Annotated in this window: 16 protein-coding genes; 8 read left to right on the forward strand and 8 right to left on the reverse strand. The window is 62.3% G+C overall.

Annotation, left to right across the window (positions count from 1 at the left end; translation table 11 throughout):
• Positions 1 to 1,140, reverse strand: a complete 1,140-nt coding sequence (locus GWE18_RS05070; protein WP_275184720.1) for a FecR family protein — start codon at positions 1,138 to 1,140, stop codon at positions 1 to 3.
• 222 nt (positions 1,141 to 1,362) lie between these two features.
• Between GWE18_RS05070 and GWE18_RS05075 the strand changes: the two genes are divergently transcribed.
• On the forward strand, positions 1,363 to 3,060 hold the full coding sequence (locus GWE18_RS05075; RefSeq protein ID WP_275184721.1) for a ShlB/FhaC/HecB family hemolysin secretion/activation protein: 1,698 nt from the start codon (positions 1,363 to 1,365) through the stop codon (positions 3,058 to 3,060).
• 2 nt (positions 3,061 to 3,062) lie between these two features.
• On the opposite strand, the gene GWE18_RS05080 is transcribed toward GWE18_RS05075, so the two are convergent.
• The gene (locus GWE18_RS05080) at positions 3,063 to 3,458 is read right to left on the reverse strand and encodes a hypothetical protein (RefSeq protein ID WP_275184722.1); all 396 of its coding nucleotides are present in this window, start codon (positions 3,456 to 3,458) and stop codon (positions 3,063 to 3,065) included.
• A gap of 232 nt (positions 3,459 to 3,690) precedes the next feature.
• On the opposite strand from GWE18_RS05080, the gene GWE18_RS05085 reads away from it, so the two are divergent.
• Entirely contained in the window at positions 3,691 to 5,133 is a 1,443-nt protein-coding gene (locus tag GWE18_RS05085) for a caspase family protein (RefSeq protein ID WP_275184723.1), read from the forward strand.
• A 55-nt stretch (positions 5,134 to 5,188) separates the two neighbouring features.
• The gene (locus GWE18_RS05090) at positions 5,189 to 7,225 is read left to right on the forward strand and encodes a pyrroloquinoline quinone-dependent dehydrogenase (RefSeq protein WP_275184724.1); all 2,037 of its coding nucleotides are present in this window, start codon (positions 5,189 to 5,191) and stop codon (positions 7,223 to 7,225) included.
• Positions 7,226 to 7,732: 507 nt separating this feature from the next.
• Here the strand turns inward: GWE18_RS05090 and GWE18_RS05095 are convergent.
• Positions 7,733 to 8,194, reverse strand: coding sequence for a PaaI family thioesterase (locus GWE18_RS05095; protein WP_275184725.1), 462 nt, complete (start codon positions 8,192 to 8,194; stop codon positions 7,733 to 7,735).
• Between the two features lie 242 nt (positions 8,195 to 8,436).
• On the opposite strand from GWE18_RS05095, the gene GWE18_RS05100 reads away from it, so the two are divergent.
• The 3 genes from GWE18_RS05100 to GWE18_RS05110 all read left to right on the forward strand — a co-directional run bounded on the left by GWE18_RS05100 (position 8,437) and on the right by GWE18_RS05110 (position 9,477).
• Positions 8,437 to 8,721: a hypothetical protein gene (locus GWE18_RS05100; RefSeq protein ID WP_275184726.1), complete on the forward strand. Its 285-nt coding sequence runs from the start codon at positions 8,437 to 8,439 to the stop codon at positions 8,719 to 8,721.
• A 78-nt stretch (positions 8,722 to 8,799) separates the two neighbouring features.
• Positions 8,800 to 9,030 carry a hypothetical protein gene (locus GWE18_RS05105; RefSeq protein ID WP_156437954.1) on the forward strand — a complete coding sequence of 77 codons (231 nt, stop codon included), beginning with the start codon at positions 8,800 to 8,802 and terminating at the stop codon, positions 9,028 to 9,030.
• Between the two features lie 111 nt (positions 9,031 to 9,141).
• Entirely contained in the window at positions 9,142 to 9,477 is a 336-nt protein-coding gene (locus GWE18_RS05110) for a PilZ domain-containing protein (protein WP_057848598.1), read from the forward strand.
• 4 nt (positions 9,478 to 9,481) lie between these two features.
• Here the strand turns inward: GWE18_RS05110 and GWE18_RS05115 are convergent, their stop codons facing one another.
• From GWE18_RS05115 to GWE18_RS05135, 5 genes are all read right to left on the reverse strand, one after another.
• Positions 9,482 to 9,724 (reverse strand): hypothetical protein, encoded by a 243-nt coding sequence (locus GWE18_RS05115; RefSeq protein ID WP_275184727.1) that lies wholly within the window; start codon positions 9,722 to 9,724, stop codon positions 9,482 to 9,484.
• A gap of 217 nt (positions 9,725 to 9,941) precedes the next feature.
• Entirely contained in the window at positions 9,942 to 10,121 is a 180-nt protein-coding gene (locus tag GWE18_RS05120) for a hypothetical protein (RefSeq protein ID WP_057848596.1), read from the reverse strand.
• An 874-nt stretch (positions 10,122 to 10,995) separates the two neighbouring features.
• Entirely contained in the window at positions 10,996 to 11,121 is a 126-nt protein-coding gene (locus tag GWE18_RS05125) for a hypothetical protein (RefSeq protein WP_275184728.1), read from the reverse strand.
• 261 nt (positions 11,122 to 11,382) lie between these two features.
• Positions 11,383 to 11,580 (reverse strand): hypothetical protein, encoded by a 198-nt coding sequence (locus tag GWE18_RS05130; RefSeq protein WP_275184729.1) that lies wholly within the window; start codon positions 11,578 to 11,580, stop codon positions 11,383 to 11,385.
• A gap of 374 nt (positions 11,581 to 11,954) precedes the next feature.
• On the reverse strand, positions 11,955 to 12,203 hold the full coding sequence (locus GWE18_RS05135) for a hypothetical protein (RefSeq protein ID WP_275184730.1): 249 nt from the start codon (positions 12,201 to 12,203) through the stop codon (positions 11,955 to 11,957).
• 966 nt (positions 12,204 to 13,169) lie between these two features.
• On the opposite strand from GWE18_RS05135, the gene GWE18_RS05140 reads away from it, so the two are divergent.
• Together GWE18_RS05140 and recA are read left to right on the forward strand one after the other, a co-directional pair.
• Entirely contained in the window at positions 13,170 to 13,430 is a 261-nt protein-coding gene (locus GWE18_RS05140) for a hypothetical protein (RefSeq protein ID WP_275184731.1), read from the forward strand.
• A gap of 425 nt (positions 13,431 to 13,855) precedes the next feature.
• Positions 13,856 to 14,947: a recombinase RecA gene (gene recA / locus GWE18_RS05145; RefSeq protein WP_057848592.1), complete on the forward strand. Its 1,092-nt coding sequence runs from the start codon at positions 13,856 to 13,858 to the stop codon at positions 14,945 to 14,947.
• Positions 14,948 to 14,965 lie beyond the last annotated feature (18 nt).

Here is a 14,965-nt window from a genome sequence, read left to right on the forward strand (position 1 = left end):
CTAGCGGCCTCTTCCGTTTCCGCCGCCGTTGTTGGCATGACCGTTGCCACGGCCGCTGCCATTGGCGCCGTTGGCGCTTCCGCTGCCGTTAGCGCCGTTGCCGCTTCCGCTGGCGGCATTATCACTGCCGCTATTGCCGTTGCCGCTGTTGCCGCTATTGGCGTTGCCTCCGGCGATGGCCGCCACCGCGCTTGCATTGGTCCGACCGGCAGCACTCGCGGCAGCTCCACTCCCATTATCTCCTTGACCATTGTTGGCGGCGGCCGAGTCGGAGCCGGATGACTTCCAGACCGTATTGGTGTCGGCCACGCCCCGCGCCACGCTCCCTGAGGGCGTAGCACCATGGGCGAGGCCGTTAGTAACGCGATGGAAGTTCACCCGGACTTCACCGATCGATGACGAGATGCGGGTGACGGCGTGCTTTGCGGGCTGCACGCTTGCATGCCGCAACGGCTGGGCGGCCTGTCCATTCGTGGCGTGGCGGATCGCGGTAAAGCCTCCGCGCGGTACCGGAACGCGCTCGACCGACGGCGCGCGCGGCTTGCCTTGCTCGATCGGGGCGAGGGTGCCCGGACCGCCCAGCGAGAGGCCGGTCTTGCCGGTGGCGAACGCCGTTGCGTGTTGGCCCGCCATCACCTGGGCGATCTGACCCGACTTGAAATCTGCGACTTCAACCTGACCGCGGACCACGTCGACGGTGGTCTTCCCTGCATTGACGGTGACGCGGAATTGCGTGCCCTTCACCACCGCCGCGAGGTAGGGGGTCTCGACCTCGAAATGTTTGACGTTGCGCTTTTCGACGTCGAGCAGGATGGAGCCGGCCTGCTGCACGATAGTCGTCGAGAGTCCTTCCTTCTTCTGGGCGGGGACGCCGACAACGGAATTCGGCGAAACCAGGATCATTTCGTCGCCGCGCCTCAGGAGGACGCGTCCGGTGCGGCCGGTGCGAACGGTGTCGCCGGGCTTCAACATGTCTTCTTGTTTTAGCGATGCCTGCTGCACGCCGGTGCCAGAGAGCCATACTTCGCCCGAGGACTTGTGCACGGTCCAGTCGTCGCCGTCGGCAGCGAAAGCGGCGGAAGTCGTCGCCAGGACGAACGCTGTCCCGAGGGCTCTTGTGACGTGAAGGATCGCACGCATGAAACTCTCTCCGATTGCCGCTTTATCCCGAACGACTATCGGAAATGTTTCAACATTGAGTGAGCGAAAGCCTTACTTCCAAAGAATCGAATTAACCATCCGTTCACCATAAAACTCTATTGAAATCATATGGCTAGCGGCTTCACCCATGTGCAGAGGTTCCTCTCCGTAGATGTACTGAGAAGTATGTGTGCAGTGGTCATTGTCCGATTTTGCCTGCTGATGGTTGGTCTCGGTTTGTGCACCGCCTGTTCTCCCGCGCACGCGCAGCACGCGAACCAGCCCGGTTATGATCCGAGACAGATCGAAAAACGTTTCGAGGATCAGCAATCGAGCCAGGGTGCCAATGGACGGCCCCGGTTGCCGTCGCCGCAATTCGCGGGGACGGAGGGGCAGGGGGATTCCAAACCGCTGTTCATGCTTAAGCGCGTCACGATCAGCGGCGCCGTCGCGATCCCGCAGGACCGGCTGGTTACGACGTATCAACCCTACATCGGCAAACAAGTATCGCAGGCCGACCTGGCGACTATCGCCACCGCGGTGAGCGACGTCTATCGCGCCGCCGGCTTTCACCTCAGCCGGGCGATCGTTCCGCCGCAGGACATCCAGGGCGGCCGGCTTCATATTCAAGTCATCGAAGCCAGCATCACGGAGCTGACGCTGAAGGGAGACGGCGCCGAACAATTCGGTGTCCGGCCGATGCTCGAAGCCGTGCTGACGGAGCGGCCTTCGCGGCTTGCGACTCTCGAGCGGAAATTGCTTCTGATCAACGGCCGGCCTGGCGTGCGGATCGAGGACACTGCGATCGAGGAGATCGGCACCGCGAGCGGCCAGTTCCGCCTGATCCTGTCTCTGAAGACCTGGCACGTCTTTACCTCGTTCGGCGTCGATAATCTCGGATCGTCGTCGGTCGGGCCGTGGCAAAGCTACGGGACGGCGGCGTTCAACTCCTATCTCACGCCAGGCGACTCGCTGGTGTTCAACCTCTCCACCACGCCCGGCGATCCGCGGCAGCTCGCGTTCGGCCGTCTGTCCTACGAGATTCCCGTCGGCACCGACGGCGCCCGCATCGGTGCGTCGGGATACTACAGCGAGGTTTGGCCCGGCGACTACCGTCGCCTCTACAGCGATAACATCAAGACCGAGTCGTTCGAAATTCGCGGCAGCATCGCGCCGTTGCAATCGCAGAAGTCCAGCCTGACGCTTACCGCGGCGGCCGGATTCACCAATGCCACCGAAAACGATGTGTTCGGCCCGATCTACGCCGACCGCATCCGCACCGCCGGTCTCACGTCGGATTACCGGCTGCAGGACAATTTCGGCGGCACCAATTATCTGACGGTGAATTATCGCCAGGGCCTCGACATACTCGGTGCCTCGCACCGCGGCGACGACTTTCTGTCGCGCAACGGCGCATCCGGCAAATTCTCCGCGCTGAATTTCTGGTTCACGCGTTACCAGACGCTGTCGGATGCATGGTCGCTGAAACTTGCCTCGGCCGGCCAGACGGCGTCCGGCCCGCTGTTCACCTTGCAGCAATTCTATCTCGGCGGCATCGCGTTCGGACGCGGCTATGGCAGCGCCGAGATCAGCGGCGATAACGGTCTGGCGGGCTCGGCGGAACTGCGCTTCGACCAAAAGACGAACCTTCAATATCTGAGCGGCTACCAAGTCTACGGTTTCGTCGACAGCGGCGTTGCCTGGAACTCGGGCTATCGGCTCAGCGATGGCCTTTCGCTGACCTCCGCCGGCGGTGGCGTCCGCTTCTTCCTCGCCGACGGCCTGCAGGCCGACATCGGCGCTGCCGCGCCGCTCAGCTATCGCGCGCCCGACAATCCCACCCGCGGGGCGCGGGTGCTGTTTTCGCTGACCAGTGCGCTGAAGCTCTGTCCGGTCCGGGCGACGACCCGCTGCCTGTAGGGCTAGATTGGCTCGTAGCTCTCGCTCGTACAGGTATCTTCCGGCTCGATCTGCCGGCGATCGGCAATCACGCCTTCGGAAATCTCGATTCGGTAGGTCTGCGTGCCCAGCGGCTTGCCGGTCACCGAAATCACTTCGGCCTTGACGCATGCGGTCCAGCCGGGTCCGCGGAGGTTGGGGCGCGGCTCGGAAACGCGAACATGGGTCGGCTGCGAGGCCGCCGTGAATACCGAGTCCAGTTTCTCCTTCAGCATGCGCTTGACGTCGGGCGCCGGCTCGAGCGGGGCCGGCTCGGGCGCCTTGGCGCGCATGAACTCCGGCACCGGTGAGCGGATATCGGCGAAGCCGCACCCCACAAGTGTCAGCGCTGCGCCCACAACCAGCGTTATATGAATCACGATCCGCCGCATCGGAGGTTTTTTAGCGCGGAGGCGCCGTTCCGGACAGAGGCGGTGCAGACGACATAACAATTCTGAGACTGTGATTCACATCACTGCGCGACGCTTGGGCCTGCGACAAGGTCGCCGCTGAATCGGGCCGTCGCCACGCCTCACATGGCGCCGCCGGCTTGAACCTTTGGCTGCGGGCCCATGACCAATCCACAGCCTGTATTGTCGGGGAGGTGGCATCATGTTCCGTCACGCGCTGCTCAAGTTGACGGTTCCCGCCGCGTTGCTTCTGGGCACGCCGTCCGCATTCGCCGAAAATCGCCTCGCGCTGGTGATCGGCCAGTCCGCCTATCGCTCGGTGCCGGCGCTGCCCAATCCAGCCAATGACGCCAAGGCGGTCACGCAATTGCTGACCGATTCCGGCTTCGAAGTTTCGACGGCCTCCGATCTTTCGCAGGGCCAGATGCGAGAGGTGGTCAGCGAATTCGCCGGCAAGGTCGCGGCCAAGGGTGCCGACACGGTTGCGCTGGTGTTTTATGCCGGCCATGGGCTGCAGATCGACGGCGAGAATTTTCTGGTGCCGATCGACATCGATCCGAAGCGCGAAGCCGACATTCCGATCCAGGCGGTGCGCCTCAACGACATCCTGAACACGTTGACCTCGGTGCCGAGCAAGATGCGCATCCTGATGCTCGACGCCTGCCGCAACAATCCATTCCCTGACCTCAAGACCGCCGGCAGCGGGCTTGCCCTCGTCGATGCCAAGGTCGGCGCGCCCGGCACCTTCCTGTCGTTCTCGACGTCGCCCGGCGCAGTCGCCGAAGACGGCTCCGGCTCCAACAGCCCGTATACGAACGCGCTGCTGGCGGCCGGCAAGGAGCAGAACATTCCGATCGAGGAGACCTTCAAGCGGGTGCGGCTTGCGGTGAACAAGGTCACCGAAGGGCGGCAGACGCCGTGGGACAGCTCCTCGCTGACCGAGGATTTCCGCTTTTCGGGCGCGTCGATCGCCGGGCCGAAGCCTGCAGCGGCTCCGAAGAAGACGGTCGCCGAGTGGACCCGCGATCTGAAGGGCAAGCCGGTCGAGGCGGCAAACGAGCTGATCGTAGCCGACGGCACCGACGAAGCGTATGAGGCTTTTGCCGGCCTCTTCCCGCAGACGGCGCTCGGGCGGCTGGCGCGCGATTGGCTGGTTCGGCACCGGCGCATGGTGGCGTGGAATAACGCGGTGCTGATCAATACCGCGTCCGGCTATCGCTCGTTCCTGGCGAGATTCCCCGACAGCGATCTCAGCGCAACCGCGCGCAAGCTGGAAGAGCGGCTGCGCAACCGTCCCGACTTCACGCCTCCGGTTGTCGCCGGCGCGGGCGCCGTGCCGCAAAACGTCGCGCTCGCCGCGCCGATGTGTCCCTGCAACGTGCAGCCGCCGCAGCAGCCGAAGATCAAGGTCAATGTGCCGGTCAAGCGCGTCGAGCCGGAGCCGCCGAAGCGGGTCGATCGCAAGCCGCCACGTCGGCGCGAGGTAGATGACGACGTCGTGGTCGTTCGCCGTCCGCCGCCGCGCGAGGTGTACGAGCCGCCGCCGCCACCGCCGGTCAGCATCGGCATCGGAATTGGCCTTGGCGGGTTTGGCGGTGGCCGCGGCGGCCACTATGGCGACCATGGCGGCCGGGGTAGATACTGAGGTGCCAATAGGGTAACCGATCCCGCAAGCGTTGTGCTGCGCTTGCGGGGGTAGGATGCGAAATCCGGTTCGTCTGTTTACTTCCTTTGTTGCCATCTTCGTCTGTATCTCGATTCCGGCTTCCGCCTGGGAGCATTGGGGCGGCGATCGCGGGGGATTGCGGTTTTCGCCGCTTACCCAGATCACGCCGGACAATGTCGGCAATCTCGTCCGCGCCTGGGAGTTTCGCACCGGCGATCTCGACCGCCGCGCGCCTGACGTGATGAGGCGGACCAAGTTTCAGGCGACCCCGCTGCTGGTCGAGGACAGCCTGATCTTCTGCTCGCCATTCAACGAGGTTATTGCACTCGATCCCGGTAGCGGCGCGCAGAAGTGGCGATACGATCCGAATATCTCGACCAATCAGCGCCCGGCCAACCGCTACACTTGCCGCGGCGTGGCTTATTGGGTCGACGACAAGGCGCCCGATAACGCCGCCTGCCGCGCACGGATATTCATGGGTACCAACGACGCACGCTTGATCGCGCTCGACGCGAGGTCCGGCGCGCCTTGCGCCGAATTCGGCGCCAATGGCGAGGTCGGAATCGAGATCGGCACGCCGCTGGAATGGCCCGGCGAATTCCAGATCACATCGGCTCCCGTCATTATCAGCGATACCATGATCATCGGCTCTGCGATTGCGGACAATCGACGCGTCGAGGCGCCGGCCGGAACGGTACGTGCCTTCGATGCGCGAACAGGGCGTCCGCGCTGGAGCTTCGATCCGCTTGACCATAGCGGCATCAATGCCGGCCATGCCAACGTCTGGGCGCCGATGTCGGTGGACGAGGAGCGCGGCCTGGTGTTTTTGCCGACGTCTTCGCCTAGCCCGGATTTCTGGGGTGGCAAGCGGCCCGGCAACAACGATCACGCCAATTCGGTGGTGGCGCTGCGCGCCGGGACCGGCGAACGGGTCTGGTCGTTTCAAACCGTGCATCACGATGTCTGGGATTACGACCTGTCGGCGCAGCCGACGCTGGCACGCATCGATACCGGCGATGGCCAGCGCGACGTCGTGATCCAGCCGACCAAGCAGGGATTTGTGTTCGTGCTCGACCGCGATACCGGCAAGCCGGTATGGCCGGTGGAGGAGCGCGCGGTGCCGCAGGGCGGCGCCGAAGGCGAGCAGCTCTCGCCGACGCAGCCGTTTCCGACCCACGTGCCGGCGCTGCTGTCGCAGCGAATTTCGGCCGACGACGTATTCGGCCTGATTCCGTTCTGGGAAAGCCGGGTCTGCCGCGCGCAAGTCGCCTCCGCACGCAACGATGGTCTCTACACTCCGCCCTCGACGCAAGGCACCGTGGTGTTTCCGATGACCGGCGGCGGCGTGAACTGGGGCGGCGCCGCCTTCGATCCCGTCAACCAGATCCTTTACGCCAATACGACGCGTGCGATCCATATCGTCAAACTGATTCCGCGCGAGGCAGCGCAAGGGTTCGATCCGCCGCCCGGGCACGACTTTGGACGGCAGCAGGGCGCGCCGTTTGCGATGACGCGCGCGGTCGCATTGTCGCCTTTGGGGCTGTTGTGCAACAAGCCGCCCTGGGGCGAGATGGTCGCGGTCGATCTGAAGGGCGGCAAGATTCTCTGGCGTTCCCGTGTCGGCACCACGGAGGATCGCGCGCCGCTCGGCATCGCCTTGCCCTTCGGCACGCCGCTCGTCAGTGGCGTCGCAATCACCGCCGGCGGTCTCGTCTTCACCGGCGCGATGGATGCTTATTTGCGTGCGTTCGACGCCAGGTCGGGGCGGGAGCTGTGGCAGGGCCGGCTGCCGGTGCCGGGTGTCGCCAATCCCATGACCTATCTGTGGAAGGGCGAGCAATATGTCGCGATCGGCGCCGGCGGTCATTCCGAATCCGGCACCACGATCGGCGACAGCGTGGTGGCGTTCCGCCTGGCGCGGCCGGGCAAGGCACCCTCGCTACAGTCGCGCACCATCGACCGGCCCGGCGGACGATTCATGAGCGGGGCGATCGCGGGTGGGTTGGTGATCGTTCTGATGACGACGTTGGTGTGGCGCTGGCGGCGACGCAGGGTGGAGGGGCGTAGGTGACCGCACAACCGCTGCATCGTCGTCCCTGTGAACGCAGGGACCCATACTCCGCGGCAGTTCCTGTTGGAAAAGACAAGATGATAACAACGACCTCACAAACAACTAGGGTCGGTGCTATGGGTCCCTGCGTTCGCAGGGACAACGGAAGAATTTTCGACATGGTTCCGGGCGTCGCTGCGCCCAACCGGGCTGCACCCCGCCAGCAATCGACTTAGTACGGTGGGCCTTGTCGTTAAAAAGCCCGGCGCCGCGGCGGGGGACCAGCTTGCGGTTGGCGCCCACGAGAGAGGAGTTCGGAAATTGCGATCACCACGGCGCAAGCGATGATGGTGATGGTCGCCATCACAAGAGCAGTTTTGAGCATGGTTCGGCCCTCGACAATCTCAACGCGAGGACACCAGAGGAATCATGTTCCGGCAAGACGAGAGAACTACGGGGGCGGCCTATTGTGATCGGTGAGAGATGGTGGGAACGGCGCAGATACGCCTTTGCCCACCCTGCAATTCTCTACAACATCGCGAACGCGCTTGAGACCATCGCCACCGGTTTGTTGTCGGCGGCGGCGAGAAGCGTGACGCGGCCGAAGCTCATGGTGCGTCCGAGGCGGACCACGCGCGCATCGGCCAGCACGTCGGAGGCAGAGACCGCGCGCATGAAATGCGTGGTCTGGTCGACCGTCGTCATCGCCCGATAGCCGCGGTTGGCGGCGAGATTGGCGATCACCATCGCGGTGTCGGCAAAGGCCATCAGCGCCTGGCCCGAGACCGTGCCGCCATTGCGGCAGAGCCGCTCCGAGAACGGCAGGCGCAGGATCGCGCCCGGCTGCCAGTCGGCGGCATCGCCTGATGGCGCGAAGTCAAAGCGCTCGATCGACAGATTGAGATCCATCACCCATGGCGCAAATACTTCGCCAAGCACCCGCCTGGCCTCCGCGATACCGAATTCGGCTGCTTGTGGCTGTTGTTGCATGAACGCCTGTTCCCTCACCCGATGATATTGTTTCGGCGCATTGTAGTGGTCATTGCGGCGAAGGGAACACCGGTGTCCCGCCTCAAATGCGGCACGATCCGGCGCGATTGAGCGCAATCGCCGAAATCCTGCCAGTCCGGCCGCCTGCGAGCGCGTGTCCAACAAACCAAAGGCTGGGGCCGTCGTGCTTGGCGGCGCGGTTGCGCCGGTGGTACATTTGCGAAAACGCAAAGGAGAGCGTCATGAGAATGCTGAGCGCGGCCGCGGTGGTGGTGTTGTTGACGGTGCCGGCCTACGCGCAGACCCCTAACGTCAACCTGATCCCGGAACTCGTGTCCAAATCGCCGGAGGAAAAGGAGCAGGAGGCCATCAGGGAAAAAGCCTACAAGGATTCCCTGAGGAAGATTCCCGACGCCAAGGCCTCTTCCGATCCCTGGGGCATCGTGCGCGGCGCTGAGGCGCCCAAGGACGCAGCGAAGGCCGCGGCGCCCGCCAAGAAGAGCAAGACCGGCAGCAGCAGCCAGTAGTCTCGTGAAAGCGGCGAGTAGGATTCATTCGCCGCCGCCCCTATATTGGACCTGTCGTCATATGTCTGGAGTTACGACGTGGTCTTTCGCCCGCGCGATCTCGCGAGCCGGATGGCCGGCCGGCGCAAGCCGGACGACGGCTATCTGCGCGAGACCTTCACCCTGCCGCGCGAGGAGGCTAGGGCGAGGGCGCGTGACTTTCTCAGCCGCTATCCCAAGGCGGCTTATATGAGCTCGGTCGAAAGCTGGCGCGAGCTGCCCGGCGGCGACATCGAATTCACGATGCGCCGGCTTGCGAGTGCCGATTAGGCGCAATGAGATCCACTGATCAGGAATCGGCCAACACCCCCATTTTTGCCTAATTCCGATAACCCGGTATTGAGGTATTCCGCCTAGTTGTTTCCCCGCACAGGAGAAATCATGGCGAGAGACCGCAAAGACCTCGGTGCCCGGAAGTTCGTTCGGGTCGACTTGTACAAGCCAGGATTCCTGATTCCGGCGCCCGATGCGCCATGGATCGAGTGCTACATCCTCGACATTTCCGAGAACGGCGCTTGTCTTGATGTGGGCGACCTCGCGGTGCCGAAGATGTTCGGCCTGTCCCTCACCGCGGGTGGCGAGGTGCGGCGGCTATGCACGTTGATCTGGCGCAGGGGCGAGCTGGTCGGCGTCCGGTTCATCTCCGCCCGGGAGCTGCGGAAGGGCGTTGCGCCGGCCGGTGAACCGGATACCGCTTCCCGAAAGACGCACGCCTGACTATTTAGCCGGTGTCTTGCAGGGTCTCCGCAACCAGGCGAATCCGGAATACGGGCCTCCGGGATTCATCCAGCAATTCCATCTGCCACTCGGCATTTTCGGGGAGCTTGCGGGAAACGTCCGCGATCATGTCGCCGCAGACCCCGGTCATTTCCCTCCAGGCGGCATTATGATCGGCAAACTCCGCGCCATCGTTGCTGACGCATGCGTCCTCGCCATGTCGAACGCTGAAGAAGAAGATCGGCATGGCAAGTGACCAAATGCAAAAATGGACCGCCGGTCGGCTTGGAGGATCCGCGGGAGGTGGCGAGTGGATTCCTGGTATACGGAAAGATCAACTCCGGGTTTTTACGGGCCCAAGCACGTTGCCGGGCATATGGGCCCGGTGCTCATGCAACACTAAACTCCTGAAATTGCTTAAATCTTCTCCGATGGGAAACCGGCGGAAGAATCCGGTGAGCGGATTATTCCCGTTCGACTTTTTTTAGCTCCCGATCGATCCGAAGCTGGACCCGCCGGATGGCAAGCAGATTGAGCTTGGCTTCGGTCTTGCCTGAGACGACCTTGTCGCCGATGCGGAATTGCCATTTCCAGATGCCTGGAGCGACCGCCGTCACGGTGTATTCAACGCCCTTGTAAATCATATGAATGATTCATGGAAATCTCTCGCATTCCACTGCAATAACGGGAGCGGAACCGCAAAGTTTCATGAATTCCATCGGGTGAAAATAAGCTTGGCCGCGCGCAGCCGCGGCAAAAATCCTTGCCCCGACATTTCAACCCCGTGCGCGTCCAAATCGCCTGCCCCGTTTCGGCACGCCCAAAAAAGCACTACGCCGCGCAAGCGGAGTATGGTCGCTTGGCGGCGCAGGCCTATTCCCCGAGTGATGCAATGTCCCAGGCAAGAATTTTGTCTGAACGGAATGAAAAAAGGTTCAACGCCGCTTAAAACGAATTTGCCGGGCGATTTGGACGCTGAAACGAGGCCCTGCGGCGGGACGTATCTTTTGAGAGGACGGGGTGGTCCTCCAGATTTTCCCCGTCATCGGCGACCTCGCTGCATTGCCCCATGCGGCGGGGTCGTTTGGCTGGGCGTCGCCGATGAGCGGCATGGCGGGCTGCGATTGCCCACGGGACAGCAATGGCCCGCCGCTCGCAGGCGCCGACGTGGTGCCTGCTTCTATTGCTGACGGGTGGGATATGGCTGGCGTGGCGGAATATCGGTTCTCGACGGCGTGTCCGGTCGGACCGGTTGCGGTACCCTTGAGGGTTCCGGGGCGCGGCCGAGGCTCAAGAGCCGTGTGTGGAAATGGGCGCCATGCTGTTGAGCGTCGGCAGGATGGGTTCGTAGGCGAGGGCGGTCGTTTGTATCTGCATGCGCAAGACATAGCGTGCGCCTCTTGACGGACGGTTCAGGTGAAACTGCAAGCACGCGTAAAATTGTAAGCGACGTCAGCGTCTTGACTTGCAACGGGCCACTAAACGATGAGGCCGCTGTTGGGCGGCCTCATCGGAGAGCTAGCTTTCCGGCTGCTCTACATCAGGCGGCCGGGGGCTGGCGTCCGGCGCCTCTTTACTCTTGGCCGAAAGGTCCGCGGCCTTGTCGAGAAAGCCCGCCGCGACATCCGGATCCGTACTGGCCATTGCGAACTTGAGAAAGGTTGCCGCTTGTTCCGTTAGATATTTTTTGCCCGGCACAATTCTGGTCCCCGTTGCTGACCCGTCGCATATCCGATGCATTACGCATTGCGGCGGAATCCGTTCCGGGGGAACGGTACAAAAGTGAGCTTAAAGCGCGGCCCTGTGTCCGGGAAGCCACGCTACCGGTCGCGGCGTCAGTCCTCTAGTGATCGGGTCTTGCCGATGCGGGACAGGCTCTGAGAGAGGCCGCCAATTGAGGCGGCCTTACGCCGGCGGCTTCAACCCGGGCGAGGTCAGCCATTCGTTGATATGGAGCGCGGTCTCTGCCTGCCGCGCCTTCTTTAGCAGTGCCTCTCGCTCGGGTCCCGGGGGCGTGGCTTCGGCTTCCTGTCGAAGCCTCTCGGCTTCCTTTTCCAGCCGATCAGGGAAAGTCAGCATATCCTCGTAACGGTGGTGCTGCATGTTGCTGCTCCATTCCGTCAGACAAACGCGTGTGCAATCGCGCGTTCTCATCACCGATAGATGCCGTGGGGCCACAGGTGACGGGAACAGTGTGCGCCTGGAACTTCGCGGGCGCGAGTCATTTATCGGCGATTAGCCGGGATCAGATGGTCGCAGTGGACAGCATGTCGGACTTGTTATGTCCTTACAGGACTAATTTCCTTGACCTGGATCAAGGTTGTTACCGCTGCCCGGAACGGCGGATTGCCCTTGGGTGGATTGCCCTTGGGGTGGATTGCCCCTTGGGGATTATGAGGCGCCAAAAGGAGCGCCTCGGGCCTTCTGCAAAGAAAGAGGCCGTCAACCGGGACGCTGTGGGTCTACGTGTTCGAGGTTCAACTGCGCGAACGGTAGCCCTTACACTTGGTCTCTTCTTTGTACTCGCCGTTGCGCTCCCACTTGCGTTCGATCTTGCAGGGGCCGCGATAGAACTCCTGCTTGTACTCGCGGGCTTCGTTGTAGCTGCGCCCGTAGTAGCCGCCGCGATCACCACCCCAGCGGCCCTTGCCGCTCTCGTCTTTCCAAGGGTCCGCGAGAGCCGGGCTGGCTAATAGCGCCGCGCCGATTATCAGCGTCCATTTCATTCCCGTCTCCTCCAGGTTCCGGTCGGGACAACTTGGTAGATCGAGAATCGTTCGAAGGCGTGGAACTGGAATTAACACTGCCAAATTCAACTTACGACACGAGTTCAACTTGGGACACCAACTCGATACGGACAGGTACCCACCCAACGGTACCGGCCGAAATAGGCTACTCGCCAATTCAAATCAGGCCGCCGAAAACCACAATGTCGGAAGCCGGACAGACGGGACCGGAATTGGGGTTTAATGCGTGGCCGGGCGGCCGGGATGCCGCCCGGCCATTTAAAGGACGGCCCCAGCAATTGCTGCTCAGGGGGGACGGCTGCAATGACGGATCGATCCCATGAGGTCCCGCAGGATCTCCGTATTCTCGTACGCATTGTCTCGGCTTGCACATTAGGCCTCTGGGCATTTGCAGCAGGTTTGCTGATCGGGGTCTTTCTGTTTTCGTGATCAAGGGCCTGAGCCTGGCCGGAAATAGGCCACTCGCAGGTACGAAATAGGCCCACTCACTTAGTAGTCGGTATGTCTTTCGAGATTGAATGGCGGCAATAGCCAGGTGTGTGAACGAGGGCGGAGCATTCCCTGCTTTCCCTCCTAGGTATCTGGGCAAGCAAGGTACTGGCCGAAATAGGCCACTCGTGAAAGCGAAACAGGCCACTGTGATTGGAACAAAAGCAGAGCGCGCCCCTTGGACTAGTCGGGTGCGCTCCGCCGACTGAGCGCTCCACCTAGAACGGCCTCAGACGTCCCCGAGCTGGGGCCGTTTCTTGTTGGTTGAACGGCGAATAACAATATCTGCCTTGATTGCTCGCGGGTGACCGTTGAGCCTCAAGACCCTGCGAAGGGCGGTCCTGCCAAGGCGATTCCAAGCCCGGCAGGGCTTCTTCTTTTTAGACCTTCCCACCATCGACTACTACGAACTTGCGCCGCCGATCCGGAGGCGTCTCAGTCGGCGACGTCGGGCCAATGCTCCAAGCGCGATCCGCGACGCCCAGCGCCTTTGCCGGCGTCGCGCATACTGGTGGAGATGGCGGCGGGGACAATCTGAATCTCGACCCGCTCTTGCTCGCGTTGCTCAAAAAAATCCCACCCGTCGATAAGGGGTGGCCCGCTCCACAACGCGTTCGCTGGTTTCGGACGTTCGCAATGAACGTCTCGCAAATCTATGACGGCGAAATGATGGAGCCCGTCGAATTGAAGATTGATTTGGAAGAGGCAGCCAACTGAGGCGGCCTCGCTGACTACCAAATCGCGCCCTGCACATCTTTGATTTGTCGCTTCGACGCTACTTCTGTGTTGGCGCGGGCGGCGTTGTATTGAATCCGTACATGTAAATGAGCACTATAGCGACAACCACCACGGCGGCGATCAGTATGTTTCTATTGAGAGGGGTCATGACAAATCGCTCCTCCGTAAGTTGCCCATCGCTCCAAGGCTTAGGGTACTCTCGAGTTTGGCAATCACCCAAACTAGGCCACTCGCTATTTCGAACTAGGTCACCGAGGTCGGAAACAGGCCAGTACCGCAAGCAACAAAAGAACATATTGCGAACAGAGAACAAATGTGGTACGGATTCCTATACACCGTCGAATCCCGAACTTGCCAAGTCCGTTTGTCCCGCTCGCGAATCCCCGCCATAAGGAGCACGTATTATGTCCGCCACTGCCCTGCGTATCGTTGAAGGATCCTCCATGGATAAGACCAAGGCCCTGTCTGCCGCGCTCTCCCAGATCGAGCGCCAGTTCGGCAAGGGCTCGGTGATGAAGCTGGGCAAGAACGACCGCTCGATGGATGTCGAGACCATTTCCTCGGGCTCGCTCGGGCTCGACATTGCGCTTGGCGTGGGCGGCTTGCCGAAGGGGCGGGTGGTCGAAATCTACGGGCCGGAATCCTCAGGGAAAACCACGCTGGCGCTGCACACGGTGGCGGAAGGGCAAAAGAAGGGCGGTATCTGCGCGTTCATCGATGCCGAACACGCGCTCGATCCGGTCTATGCGCGCAAGCTCGGCGTCAACATCGACGAACTCCTGATCTCGCAGCCGGACACCGGCGAGCAGGCGCTGGAAATCTGCGACACGCTGGTGCGCTCCGGCGCGGTCGACGTGCTGGTGGTCGATTCGGTTGCGGCGCTGGTGCCGAAGGCCGAACTCGAGGGCGAGATGGGCGATGCGCTGCCCGGCCTGCAGGCGCGGCTGATGAGCCAGGCGCTGCGCAAGCTGACCGCCTCGATCAACAAATCCAACACCATGGTGATCTTCATCAACCAGATCCGCATGAAGATCGGGGTGATGTACGGCTCGCCGGAAACCACCACCGGCGGCAACGCGCTGAAATTTTACGCCTCCGTCCGCCTCGACATCCGCCGCATCGGCGCGATCAAGGAGCGCGATGAAGTCGTCGGCAACACCACCCGCGTCAAGGTAGTGAAGAACAAGCTGGCGCCGCCCTTCAAGCAGGTCGAATTCGACATCATGTACGGCGAGGGCGTTTCCAAGATGGGCGAGATCCTCGACCTCGGCGTCAAGGCCGGCATCGTCGAGAAATCCGGCGCCTGGTTCTCCTATGACAGCCAGCGGCTGGGGCAGGGACGCGAAAACTCAAAAGCGTTCCTCAAGGCCAATCCCGACATGGTCGCCAAGATCGAGACGGCGATCCGCCAGAACTCCGGCCTGATCGCCGAGCAGATCCTGGCCGGTCCCGCCGAGCGCGACGCCGACGGCGAGGAGCCGGCGGGCGACGAATAAGTTTCCGACGCTTCAGGC

Origin of the sequence: Bradyrhizobium sp. CSA112, assembly GCF_029051645.1 — a bacterium.
Taxonomy (GTDB): Bacteria; Pseudomonadota; Alphaproteobacteria; order Rhizobiales; family Xanthobacteraceae; genus Bradyrhizobium.

Excerpts from the sequence above, each read along its gene's own strand:
- GWE18_RS05120 (WP_057848596.1), bottom strand. The coding sequence starts at position 10,121 with ATGATTTACAAGGGCGTTGAATACACCGTGACGGCGGTCGCTCCAGGC.
- recA (WP_057848592.1), top strand. The coding sequence starts at position 13,856 with ATGTCCGCCACTGCCCTGCGTATCGTTGAAGGATCCTCCATGGATAAG.
- GWE18_RS05130 (WP_275184729.1), bottom strand. The coding sequence starts at position 11,580 with ATGCAGCACCACCGTTACGAGGATATGCTGACTTTCCCTGATCGGCTG.
- GWE18_RS05095 (WP_275184725.1), bottom strand. The coding sequence starts at position 8,194 with ATGCAACAACAGCCACAAGCAGCCGAATTCGGTATCGCGGAGGCCAGG.
- GWE18_RS05075 (WP_275184721.1), top strand. The coding sequence starts at position 1,363 with ATGGTTGGTCTCGGTTTGTGCACCGCCTGTTCTCCCGCGCACGCGCAG.
- GWE18_RS05140 (WP_275184731.1), top strand. The coding sequence starts at position 13,170 with ATGCTCCAAGCGCGATCCGCGACGCCCAGCGCCTTTGCCGGCGTCGCG.
- GWE18_RS05090 (WP_275184724.1), top strand. The coding sequence starts at position 5,189 with ATGCGAAATCCGGTTCGTCTGTTTACTTCCTTTGTTGCCATCTTCGTC.
- GWE18_RS05125 (WP_275184728.1), bottom strand. The coding sequence starts at position 11,121 with ATGGCCAGTACGGATCCGGATGTCGCGGCGGGCTTTCTCGACAAGGCC.
- GWE18_RS05085 (WP_275184723.1), top strand. The coding sequence starts at position 3,691 with ATGTTCCGTCACGCGCTGCTCAAGTTGACGGTTCCCGCCGCGTTGCTT.
- GWE18_RS05100 (WP_275184726.1), top strand. The coding sequence starts at position 8,437 with ATGAGAATGCTGAGCGCGGCCGCGGTGGTGGTGTTGTTGACGGTGCCG.
- GWE18_RS05070 (WP_275184720.1), bottom strand. The coding sequence starts at position 1,140 with ATGCGTGCGATCCTTCACGTCACAAGAGCCCTCGGGACAGCGTTCGTC.
- GWE18_RS05135 (WP_275184730.1), bottom strand. The coding sequence starts at position 12,203 with ATGAAATGGACGCTGATAATCGGCGCGGCGCTATTAGCCAGCCCGGCT.
- GWE18_RS05110 (WP_057848598.1), top strand. The coding sequence starts at position 9,142 with ATGGCGAGAGACCGCAAAGACCTCGGTGCCCGGAAGTTCGTTCGGGTC.
- GWE18_RS05115 (WP_275184727.1), bottom strand. The coding sequence starts at position 9,724 with ATGCCGATCTTCTTCTTCAGCGTTCGACATGGCGAGGACGCATGCGTC.